At 64.5% G+C, this 10,955-nt stretch carries 6 protein-coding genes and 2 pseudogenes; 4 read left to right on the top strand and 4 right to left on the bottom strand.

The window, feature by feature from the left end; translation table 11 throughout:
- Positions 1-129: 129 nt before the first annotated feature.
- Positions 130-1,128 (bottom strand): energy transducer TonB, encoded by a 999-nt coding sequence (locus ACVOMB_RS17275; RefSeq protein WP_481532300.1) that lies wholly within the window; start codon positions 1,126-1,128, stop codon positions 130-132.
- A gap of 197 nt (positions 1,129-1,325) precedes the next feature.
- Entirely contained in the window at positions 1,326-1,880 is a 555-nt protein-coding gene (locus ACVOMB_RS17270; protein WP_481532299.1) for a TIGR00645 family protein, read from the bottom strand.
- Between the two features lie 107 nt (positions 1,881-1,987).
- On the opposite strand from ACVOMB_RS17270, the gene ACVOMB_RS17265 reads away from it, so the two are divergent.
- The 3 genes from ACVOMB_RS17265 to ACVOMB_RS17255 all read left to right on the top strand — a co-directional run bounded on the left by ACVOMB_RS17265 (position 1,988) and on the right by ACVOMB_RS17255 (position 7,035).
- Positions 1,988-2,680 (top strand): glutathione binding-like protein, encoded by a 693-nt coding sequence (locus tag ACVOMB_RS17265; RefSeq protein ID WP_481532298.1) that lies wholly within the window; start codon positions 1,988-1,990, stop codon positions 2,678-2,680.
- A 71-nt stretch (positions 2,681-2,751) separates the two neighbouring features.
- Positions 2,752-4,977: a S9 family peptidase gene (locus ACVOMB_RS17260; RefSeq protein ID WP_481532297.1), complete on the top strand. Its 2,226-nt coding sequence runs from the start codon at positions 2,752-2,754 to the stop codon at positions 4,975-4,977.
- 258 nt (positions 4,978-5,235) lie between these two features.
- Positions 5,236-7,035: a DUF885 domain-containing protein gene (locus ACVOMB_RS17255; protein WP_481532296.1), complete on the top strand. Its 1,800-nt coding sequence runs from the start codon at positions 5,236-5,238 to the stop codon at positions 7,033-7,035.
- Positions 7,036-7,388: 353 nt separating this feature from the next.
- On the opposite strand, the pseudogene ACVOMB_RS17250 reads toward ACVOMB_RS17255, so the two are convergent.
- Both ACVOMB_RS17250 and ACVOMB_RS17245 read right to left on the bottom strand, forming a co-directional pair.
- A pseudogene (locus ACVOMB_RS17250) lies at positions 7,389-7,991 on the bottom strand (NAD-binding protein); the annotation flags it as partial.
- Positions 7,992-8,068: 77 nt separating this feature from the next.
- A pseudogene (locus tag ACVOMB_RS17245) lies at positions 8,069-9,200 on the bottom strand (monovalent cation:proton antiporter-2 (CPA2) family protein); the annotation flags it as partial.
- A 303-nt stretch (positions 9,201-9,503) separates the two neighbouring features.
- On the opposite strand from ACVOMB_RS17245, the gene mgtE reads away from it, so the two are divergent.
- Positions 9,504-10,874: a magnesium transporter gene (gene mgtE, locus ACVOMB_RS17240; RefSeq protein ID WP_481532295.1), complete on the top strand. Its 1,371-nt coding sequence runs from the start codon at positions 9,504-9,506 to the stop codon at positions 10,872-10,874.
- Positions 10,875-10,955: the final 81 nt, after the last annotated feature.

Genomic DNA, 10,955 nt, shown 5'->3' with positions numbered 1-10,955 from the left:
CCCCGCCCCCGCCCGCCGGGGGGCTTTTGTCTGCCCCCCCCCCCCGCCCCCCCCCCGGGGGGGGGCCGGGCCCCCCCGCTTCCGGGCCCCCCCCGCCCCCCCCCCCCCACTACCCAAATCCAAAAACGCTTACTTGTTCGGCGCAAACGCCAAGGTACGGCGGGTGGTGGTCGGGCTGCTGATCGGCTCGAACTTCCAGCGTTTCACCGCATTCAAGGCTTCGCGGTCGAAGGTGCGTGCCGGGGTTGCGCGCAATACGCGGGCGTCGGTGACCGAGCCATCGGTGCCGATGCTCAGCTCCACCAGCACTTCACCGGAGGTGCCCGAACGCAGTGCATCGGCCGGGTAACGCGGGGCCGGGGTGCTGACCGCACGCAGGGTCGGCGCGGCTGCCGGCTTGGGCGCGGCAGCCTGCTGGGCTGCGGCCTGCGCGGCACTGCGCTGCTCGGCTTCGCGGCGGGTGGCGGCCTGACGCTCGGCTTCCTGGCGTTCGCTGTCCTTGCGCGCGGCTTCCTGCTTTGCCGCCAGCTGCTGCGCGGCAGTCGCTTCGACGGCCTGCTGCTGGGCCATGCGCTGCTGTTCGACCTGCTGCTTGGCGCGGGTTTCAGCGTCCTTCTTGGCCTTGTCGGCTTCTTCCACGGTGCGGCGTTCGGCTACCTGCATGCTGCCGGTGACGCCCTGCTTCAGGCGCGGCAGTGCTGGCGCGGTGGGGTCTACCTTTTCCACCAGTGCAATCAGGCGCTGGGTTTCGGTGAAGTCCTCACGGCTCAGGGCCTGCTCGGCGGCGATCAAGGTGTAGGGCTGCAGATCGGTCAGCGCGCTCTTGATCGAGGCGTCATTGGGCAGCTTGTCGCGCAGCGCAAGGTAGTACTCCATGGCGTTGTCGCCAGCCGGTGCATACATGCGGTTGTCGCGCAGTGCGGCGCTGGCCAGGTCGCGCAGCTGCTGGGTGTCCATGGCCTGGACCTTTTCAGCAACCGCCGGCGCGGCGGGCGCGGCTGCAGCAGGCGTGGCCGGTGCAGTGGCCGGTGCGGTGGTTTCATCCTTGCCGGAGCAGGCGACCAGCGTGCTCAGCAGAAGAGCGGGCGCCAACAGACGCAGCGTGCCTTTACTCATGACGTACGACATCAAACATCCCCTTGAATCGACGAACGTGGACTGCGTATGCCCTGACGGCGGTGTGGTGCTGGCATTTCCCGATGCAGCACCCATCAGCAGTGAAGCGCGAATCTAGCATCGCCGGCAAGGGATGCGGCGGTCGATGATGACGCTGAAATGAAAAAGTGACGGGCGTCACATGATGCGGCGCCCGTCACTGGTGTTGCTCAGTGCGCGTTGGACGCCGGCTTGGCGTGGCTGCCAGACATCAGCTTGTCGGTCCAGGCGATGCCAATGGCTGACAGGATGAACACGCAGTGGATGATGGTCTGCCACAGCACACCGGCCTCGGTGTACTTGCTGCCTTCCGTGCCCAGCGTGCCGATCTCGATGAAGGTCTTGAGCAGGTGGATCGAGGAGATGCCGATGATCGCCATCGCCAGTTTCACCTTCAGTACCGAGGCGTTGACGTGGCTCAACCATTCCGGCTGGTCCGGGTGGTTGTCCAGACGCAGGCGCGAGACGAAGGTTTCATAGCCGCCCACGATCACCATCATCAGCAGGTTGGAGATCATCACCACATCGATCAGACCCAGCACCGCCAGCATGATCAGCTGTTCGGTCAATTGCGTGGCCGAATGGATCAGGTGCCACAGCTCCTTGCCGAACAGGAATACATAGACGCATTGCGCCAGGATCAGGCCCAGGTACAGCGGCAGCTGCAGCCAGCGTGAAGCGAAGATCAGGGAGGACAGCGGGCTCAGTGATTTCTGTTGAGACATTGGGAAGGATGGTGCGTTGCGGAAACGGAGGAGGTTACCGGTCGCCCGGAAGGCTGCCAAGCGGCTACCGTAGAGGCCCCTGAGGATGGTTCTGCCGAGGCGTATTCATGATCGACCTTTATTACTGGCCAACTCCCAACGGCCACAAGATCACCTTGTTCCTGGAAGAGGCCGGGCTGGAGTATCGGGTGCACCCGGTCAACATCGGCAAGGGCGATCAGTTCCTGCCGGAATTCCTGGCCATTTCGCCGAACAACAAGATGCCGGCCATCGTCGACCATGCCCCGGCCGATGGCGGCGCGCCGCTGAGCGTGTTCGAGTCCGGCGCCATCCTGCTGTATCTGGCCGAGAAGACCGGCCGCTTCATCCCCAGCGACCTGCGCGGCCGCGCCGCCACCCTGGAATGGCTGTTCTGGCAGATGGCAGGGCTGGGCCCGATGAGCGGGCAGATGGGCCATTTCAATGTCTACGCGCCCGAGCGCATTCCCTACGCCATCGAACGCTATGACAGCGAGGTGCGGCGCCTGCACCGGGTGATGGACAAGCGTCTGTCCGAGTCGGCGTTCCTTGGTGGCGACGATTACGGCATCGCCGACATGGCCAGCTACCCGTGGATTGGCGCCTACGCCAAGCTGCCGGTGGACTTCGATGCCTTCCCGCACCTGCGCCGCTGGCACCAGGCCATCGCCGAACGCCCGGCCACCCAGCGCGCCTATGCGGTCGGCCCCACGGTCAATCCACAGGCCGGTCAGCCGCTCAGCGATGAGGAGAAGCGCCTGCTGTTCGGCAAGCGCGACTGACTCACGGCAGGGGCAGTAGGGGCGGGGCTCGGCTAGGATGGTCGGATCCGTGCTGTTCTGACAGGTAAACCATGCGTCCCTTGTTTCTAGCCCTTGCCATGATCCTAGCCACTCCCACTGTCCACGCTGAAAAGCTCACCCTCGAAGCCATCACCGGCAAGGCGCCGCTGTCCGGCCCCACGTTGATGAAGCCCAAGGTGGCCCCGGACGGTTCGCGGGTCACTTTCCTGCGCGGCAAGGACAGCGACGTCAAGCAGCTGGACCTGTGGGAGTACGACATCGCCAGCGGCCAGACCCGGCTGCTGGTCGATTCCAAAGTAGTGCTGCCCGGTACCGAAACCCTGAGCGATGCCGAAAAGGCCCGCCGCGAGCGCCAGCGCATCGCCGCCTTCAGTGGCATCGTCGATTACCAGTGGTCGCCGGACGGCAAGACTCTGCTGTTCCCGTTGGGCGGCGAGCTTTATCTCTACGATCTTGGCAAGCAGGGCAGCGCTGCGGTGCGCAAGCTCACCAACGGCGAAGGCTTCAGCACAGACGCCAAGCTCTCGCCCATGGGCGGCTTCGTCAGCTTCGTGCGCGAGCGCAACCTGTGGGTGATTGACCTGGCCAGCGGCAAGCAGCTGCAGCTGACCCGCGACGGCAGCGCCACCATCGGCAACGGTGTGGCCGAATTTGTCGCCGATGAAGAAATGGACCGCCACACCGGTTACTGGTGGGCGCCGGATGACTCGGCCATTGCCTTCGCCCGCATCGACGAATCGCCGGTGCCGGTGCAGAAGCGCTATGAGATGTATGCCGACCGCGTGGAGATGGTCGAGCAGCGTTACCCGGCGGCCGGCGACCACAATGTGCTGGTCACCCTGGGCGTGATCGCGCCGCGCGCTGATGCCGCGGTCAACTGGGTGGACCTGGGCAAGCAGCAGGATATCTACCTGACCCGCGTCAAATGGCGCGACGGCCAGCACCTTTCGTTCCAGCGCCAGAGCCGCGACCAGCACAAGCTCGAGCTGATCGAAGCCAACCTGGCCGACGGCAAGCAGCAGTTGTTGGTCACCGAGACCAGCAAGACCTGGGTGCCGCTGCACAACAGTCTGAAGTTCCTCAAGGATGGCCGCTTCCTGTGGTCGTCCGAGCGCAGCGGCTTCGAACACCTGTATGTGTCCAGTGCCGATGGCCGTAGCCAGACCGCGTTGACCTCGGGCAACTGGCCGGTGGACGAACTGCTGGCCGTCGACGAAGACGCCGGCACCGTCTACTTCCGTGCCGGCATCGAATCAGCGCTGCGCAGCGAAATCTATGCCGTGCCGCTGACCGGTGGCACGCCGAAGAAGTTGTCGCAGGCGCCGGGCATGCACAGCGCCGCGTTCGCCAAGAACGGCAGCGTCTATGTGGACAGCTGGTCCAACAGCACCACGCCGCCGCAGATTGAATTGTTCCGGGCCAATGGCGAAAAGATCGCCACCTTGCTGGACAACAACCTGGCCGATGCCAACCACCCGTACGCCAAGTACCGCGATGCGCAGCGCCCGGTTGAATTCGGCACGCTGACCGCTGCCGATGGCAAGACCCCGCTGAATTACAGCGTGATCAAGCCGGAAGGCTTCGACCCGGCGAAGAAGTACCCGGTTGCCGTCTATGTCTACGGCGGACCCGCCTCGCAGACCGTGACCGACAGCTGGCCGGGTCGTGGCGATCACCTGTTCAATCAATACCTGGCCCAGCGCGGCTATGTGGTGTTCTCGCTGGACAACCGCGGCACGCCGCGTCGCGGCCGCGACTTCGGCGGCGCGCTGTACGGCGTGCAGGGCACGGTGGAAGTGGCCGACCAGCTCAAGGGCGTGGAGTGGCTGAAGTCGCAACCGTGGGTGGATGGCAGCCGCATCGGCGTGCAGGGTTGGTCCAACGGCGGCTACATGACCTTGATGCTGCTGGCCAAAGCTTCCAACCAGTACGCCTGCGGCGTGGCTGGCGCACCGGTCACCGATTGGGGCCTGTACGACACCCACTACACCGAGCGCTACATGAACCTGCCGGCAGCCAATGTTGATGGTTACCGCGAAGCACGCGTGCTCACCCATATCGCCGGGCTGACCTCGCCGCTGCTGCTGATCCACGGCATGGCCGATGACAACGTGCTGTTCTCCAACTCGACCGCCCTGATGAGCGCGCTGCAGAAGCGTGGGCAGCCGTTCGAGCTGATGACTTACCCGGGGGCCAAGCATGGTTTGTCGGGTGCGGATGCGCTGCACCGTTACCGCGTGGCTGAGAACTTCCTTGGGCGTTGTTTGAAGCCTTGAGGCGCGTTGTTGTTGTGATTTGTGGGGGGAGGTGCAGGCCAAAGCGAACAGCACCCCTCCCCAACCCTCCCCTTGGCCTTCGGCCAAAGGGAGGGGGCTGAGCTTTGCTCCCTCCCTTTTGCGAAGCGAAGGGGAGGGCCGGGGAGGGGTGCCGTTGGCTCTCGCTGTCACCCCAATTCACCAAAATACCCCCACTTCCTACCCTTGCCGCCCCGGCAACGACTGCGTACGGTCAGCCCATCCCTTACGGAGCTGTCCATGAAGCCTCTCGTCCTCGCCGTCGCGCTCGCCCTTGCCGCCCCGCTGCCGCTCATCGCAATCGCAGCGCCCGCACCCGCAACGACCAAGACAACTCCCGCCGTCCCGGCCTGGGTTGCGCGCAGCAATGAGCTGGCGCAGATCCTGCTGCAGGCGCAGGCACCGTTCCAGCCGGAGTTGACCAGCTTCTTCGGCGTGCCCGGCTATGACGACAAGGTCGTCGATCTGCGCGCGGACAACACCGGGCGTTACCGTGCCGCCATGAACAAGGCGCGCGACCAGTTGCGCGAGAAGCTGCAGGTCGAGCGCGATCCCAACCTGCGCCAGGACCTGGAAATCATGATTGGCGCCGCCGAGCGCAACATCGAAAGCAGCACCCTCAACGAACAGCACCTGATGCCGTGGGTGGATGTGCCGCAGACCGTGTTCGGCGGCATCAACGGCCTGCTCTCTGACCAGGTGCCAGAAGCGCGCCGGGCCAAGGCGCTGGATCGCCTCAATGCCTATCTGGGCAAGGCGCCGGGCACGCAGCCGCTGGCTACCCTGGCGCGCCAGCGCTACGAGGAAAAGAGCGGCACGCCCAACCTGCTGCAGCCGACCAGGATCGAAGTCGACCAAGCGCTGGCCAACGTCGATACCTACATCGCCGGCATCGGCAAGCTGTTCGCCAAGTACAAGATCGACGGTGCCGATGCCTCGCTGGCCGAGCTGTCCACGCAGATGAAGGACTACATCGCCTGGACGCAGAAGGACGTGCTGCCCAAGGCGCGCACCGACAACCGCCTGCCGGCCGAGTTGTATGCCTTCCAGCTCAAGGAAGTGGGCGTGGATATCGACCCGGCCCTGCTGATGCAGCGTGCCCAGCTCGAGTACATGGAGACCCGCGCGATGATGCGCCAGCTGGCACCGCTGGTGGTGCAGGCCAAGGGCTTGAAGGTTGCCGACAACACCGACTACGTCGCGGTGATCCGCGCGCTGAAGCAGGACAAGATCAGCAACGATCAGCTGGAATCGCATTACCGTGGCGTCATCGATGCGATCGACCCGATCATCCACAAGCAGGGCATCGTCGATGTGCCGCAGCGTCCGTTGCAGATGCGCCTGGGCAGCGAAGCCGAAAGCGCGGCTTCGCCGGCACCGCACTACCTGCCGGCGCCGCTGGTCGGCAATACCGGCCAGCAGGGTACCTTCGTGCTGCCGCTGGGTAACCCGGCCTCGGGTGAGAAGGCGCAGTACGATGACTTCAACTTCGGTTCGGCGGCATGGACGCTGAGCGCGCACGAAGGCCGCCCCGGCCACGACCTGCAGTTCGCGGCGATGGTCGAGCGCGGCATCTCGCTGGCGCGCACCATGTTCGCCTTCAACTCGGTCAACGTTGAAGGCTGGGCGCTGTATGCCGAAGCCGAGATGGTGCCGTTCGAGCCGCTGGACGGGCAGATGATCGCGCTGCAGTTCCGCCTGCTGCGTGCGGCCCGCGCCATGCTCGACCCCGCCCTCAATCTTGGCCAGACCGACCGTGAGCGCGCCCGTAAGGTGCTGGTGGAAGGCGTGGGCCTGTCCGAGGCGATGACCACGCAGGAACTGGACCGTTACACCGTTCGCTCACCGGGCCAGGCCTGCAGCTACTTCTACGGCTACACCCGCATCATGGAACTGCGCATGCAGACCGAGCTGGCACTGGGCGACAAGTTCGACCGCTTGGCGTTCAACAACTTCCTGCTCGACCAGGGCCTGTTGCCGCCGGATCAGCTGGCGGCTGCAGTCAATGATGTCTTCGTACCGGCACAGCGCCGCAAGTAAGCACAAAGGGCGCCGCAAGGCGCCCTTTTCTCATTGGACTGGTTTTTGTGGGAGCGGCGTAAGCCGCGAAGCTGCTACATCATCAGATGACATAGACAGCAACGACTCCAGCACTATCAGCTTCGCGGCTTACACCGCTCCCACAGGACAATGCCAGCCCATGATGGGCTGCGGTTGTTTCAGTCCTTTGCAGAAGCCTGTGGCTGCGTGCCGCTTCGCGATCGATTTTTGTGGGAGCGGCGTAAGCCGCGAAGCCGCCACATCATCAGATGACATAGAAACCAACGACTTCAGCAACATCAGCTTCGCGGCTTACGCCGCTCCTACAAAGAACAGCGCCAGCCCAAGGCGTTTCAGTCCTTGTCGCTGGTCGGTTTCACCGTCGTACTGTCACTGGCATCTGCCTCAAACAGATGCATCAGGTCGGCGCGGGCATCGCGCGAGGTCTGCATCACTGCTGCCTCATCGTCGTAAACCAGATGCTGCGCCTTGAGCAGTGCTTCATCGTGCTCGCGGAAACGCTGCACATGGTCGCGCGCGACATTTTCTGGAAAACCAAGTGCGGTCAGCACGCGTTCGCTGGCTTCCAGGCTGGAGCCGAATACCTCGCGGAATGGCTCGGCCGACATATCCAACAGCTTCCACGCGTGCTGGCGGTTACGCGCACGCGCCAGCACCGTCGCCTTGGGATACATGCGCCGCACCAGCCGCACTGCGCGCAGATTGGTGTCCGGGTCGTCCATCGCCATCACGAACACGCGGATGTGCTCGGCACCGGCCGCGCGCAACAGATCGGGGCGGGTAGGGTCGCCGTAATACAACTGGTTGCCGAAACGACGCAGGTCCTTGACCGTGTCCGGGTCGGCTTCCAAGGCCACAAACGGAATGCGCTGCGCGGTGAGCAGGCGGCCGACGATCTGGCCGAAACGGCCCATGCCGGCAATCAATACCTGCGGCCGGTGCACACTGGCATCTTTCAACGTTTGATCCGGCTCGGGTTGCGCCGGTCGCGGCTGCGGCTTGAGCTGCAGCAGGCGTTGCAGGGCGAGCAGCAGCAAGGGCGTGATCGCCATCGACAGACCGACAATCGCAACCAATCGGTCGTGATTGATGCGTCCGAGCAGGTGCGCACGCTCGGCTTCGTTGAACACCACGAAGGCGAATTCACCGCCCAGCCACAGCACGCTGCCCAGCATCAAGGAGCTGCGCAGCGACATGCGCGCGGCCAGCCCCAGCGCGATCAGGATGGAGAACTTCACCGCCAGCAGGATGGCCACGCCCAGCGCGATGAACTCGGGCTCGGTGGCGACCCGCTTCAGGTCGATGCCCATGCCCACGGCAATGAAGAACAGACCGAGCAGCAGGCCCTTGAACGGTTCGACCTGCGATTCGATCTCGTGACGAAACTCGGAGTCGGCCAGCAATACACCGGCCACGAAGGCGCCAAGGCTGGCACTGAGGCCGGCCTCGGCCATGAACCAGGCCGTGCCCAATACCACCAGCAAGGCGGTGGCGGTGAATACCTCCGGCATGCGGGTACGCGCGACGATATGGAACAGCTGGCGCAGTATTGGCCGGCCGAGCACGATCACCAACATCAGCGCGCCCAGGGCGATGGACGCTTCCTGCCAGCTCAGGGTCTCGTTCTTGACCCCGCCCAACAGCGGAATGGCTGCCAACAACGGAATGGCAATCAGATCCTGGAACAGCAGGATGGCGAAACCAAGCCGGCCATAGTCGGTATTGAGTGCCTTGTGCTCGGACAGCAGCTGCAGCCCTACCGCGGTGGAAGACAGGGCCAGTGCGGTGCCGACCACCAGCGCGCTCTTCCACGAGAAGTGATTCAGCAGCAACAGCCCGCCCAGCACGATCGCACTGAGCAGCACCTGCACCGTGCCGGCGCCGAACACTGGCCGCCGCATCACCATCAGCCGCGACGGCGACAGCTCCAGCCCGATCACAAACAACAGCATCACCACGCCGATCTCGGCGGCATTGAGGATGCGGTCGGCGTCCTGCACGAAGCCCAGCACATGCGGCCCCAGCACCACGCCCGCGGCCAGATAGCCGAGCACCGCGCCCAGCCCGAAGCGCTTGAATACCGGCACGGCGATGACCGCCGCCAGCAGCAGTACCAAGGCTAATTCGAGACCGCTGCCGTGCATCTTGCTGTGCTCCTGGGTAAAACCGTTGGTGACGGCTGCCATTATGCGGACTGTGCCGTCAACGAAAACGAATGGCGGCCCAACCGTAGCCGAAGATTTCACGGCTGGCTGCTTGACCCTGGCGATCAGCGGGACCAGACTCCGCTGGCTGCCGGCGTGACCGCGCGGCATCTTCCCGGAGTCCAACTCATGCCCAGCGACAGTAGAAGTCGACCTTGTTCGACGCCAGCATTGGCAGCCGCCTGAGTAGGCAGGTTCGTCCGTGCTGGCGTTGCAATGGCAACCAGCAACAGGCGAATCACGATGAACCAGAAGAAGCTTCTGCGGCCAGTGGTGGATGCAAGCACACTTAGCGCCCCGCTTGCCAACTACAACACCGCCGATGCGGTGGAATTCCTCAACACCCTGACACTGCCACGCGCAGCTGAGCTGCTGGCGGCACTGCCGTTGCCGCGCGCGGTCAAATTGCTGGAGGCGCCCGAGCTGCAATACGCCGGGCAGCTGGTGGCAGCACTGCCAGAGGCACGCGCCGCAGCCTTGCTGGGGCTGATGGCCGACGACCGCGCCACCGATATCGTCCATGAGCTGGACGATGCTGAGCGTGCGCGGCTGATCCCGCTGCTGGCACCGGAGGCGCGGCGCTCGATCCAGCTGCTGCTGAGCTACCCGCCCAACACCGCCGGTGCCTTGATGACCACCGAGTTTGTCGGCGTGCCGGCGGACTGGACGGTGGCGCAGACCCTGCAGCACATCCGCGAGGTGGAGCGCAGCCGCGAGACGGTCTACGCCATCTACGTGCTGGACCCGCACAGCCGGCAGCTGCGGCAGGTGGTGACGATGCGGCGGCTGATCACCGGTGAGCCGGAGGATTCGATCCTGTCCGTGGCCCAGGTCAACCCGCCGGTAACGGTGGATGCGTTGCTGGACCAGGAAGAGGTGGCGCAGCTGATCCGCCGCCACGATCTGCTGGCGATCCCGGTAGTGGATGCGCGGCAGCAGATGCTGGGGATTGTCACTGTCGACGATATTCTCGATGCGCTGATCGATGAGTCCACCGAGGACGTGCACAAGTTCGGCGGCGTGGAGGCCTTGGACAAGCCGTACATGCAGATCGGCTTCCTGGAGATGCTGCGCAAGCGTGCCGGCTGGCTGAGCGTGCTGTTCCTCGGCGAAATGCTGACCGCCAGCGCCATGCAGCACTATGAGGATGAGCTGGCGCGGGCAGTGGTGCTGACCTTGTTCATCCCGCTGATCATGAGCTCGGGTGGCAACTCCGGCTCACAAGCCACCTCGCTGCTGATCCGCTCGCTGGCGCTGCGCGAACTGCGCCTGCGTGATTGGTGGAAGGTTGCCCTGCGCGAGGTGCCTACAGGCGTGGTGCTGGGCGCGATCCTCGGCACCTTGGCCATCATCCGCATCACCGTCTGGCAGCTGGCTGGCCTGCACGACTACGGCGAGCACTGGAAGCTATTGGCGGCGACCATCGGCGCGGCCTTGATCGGCATCGTCACCTTCGGTTCCTTGTCCGGCTCGATGCTGCCGTTCGTGCTCAAGCGCCTGGGCTTCGATCCGGCCAGCGCCTCGGCCCCGTTCGTGGCCACGCTGGTGGACGTCACCGGCCTGGTGATCTATTTCAGCATCGCCGCAATGATCCTCGGCGGAACGCTGCTCTGAATGTAGTGCCGAGCCATGCTCGGCAGAAGCTTTACCCGTAGAGGGACCTGTAGTGCCGAGCCATGCTCGGCAGAGGCTTTA

The sequence above is a fragment of the Stenotrophomonas sp. STEN018 genome, from assembly GCF_056760235.1.
The sequence above is the reverse complement of the archived record's forward strand: the minus strand, read 5'-3'. Positions and strand labels throughout refer to the sequence as shown.

Coding starts and splice junctions, on each gene's coding strand:
- ACVOMB_RS17275 (WP_481532300.1), bottom strand. CDS start 1,128: ATGTCGTACGTCATGAGTAAAGGCACGCTGCGTCTGTTGGCGCCCGCT.
- ACVOMB_RS17270 (WP_481532299.1), bottom strand. CDS start 1,880: ATGTCTCAACAGAAATCACTGAGCCCGCTGTCCTCCCTGATCTTCGCT.
- ACVOMB_RS17265 (WP_481532298.1), top strand. CDS start 1,988: ATGATCGACCTTTATTACTGGCCAACTCCCAACGGCCACAAGATCACC.
- ACVOMB_RS17260 (WP_481532297.1), top strand. CDS start 2,752: ATGCGTCCCTTGTTTCTAGCCCTTGCCATGATCCTAGCCACTCCCACT.
- ACVOMB_RS17255 (WP_481532296.1), top strand. CDS start 5,236: ATGAAGCCTCTCGTCCTCGCCGTCGCGCTCGCCCTTGCCGCCCCGCTG.
- mgtE (WP_481532295.1), top strand. CDS start 9,504: ATGAACCAGAAGAAGCTTCTGCGGCCAGTGGTGGATGCAAGCACACTT.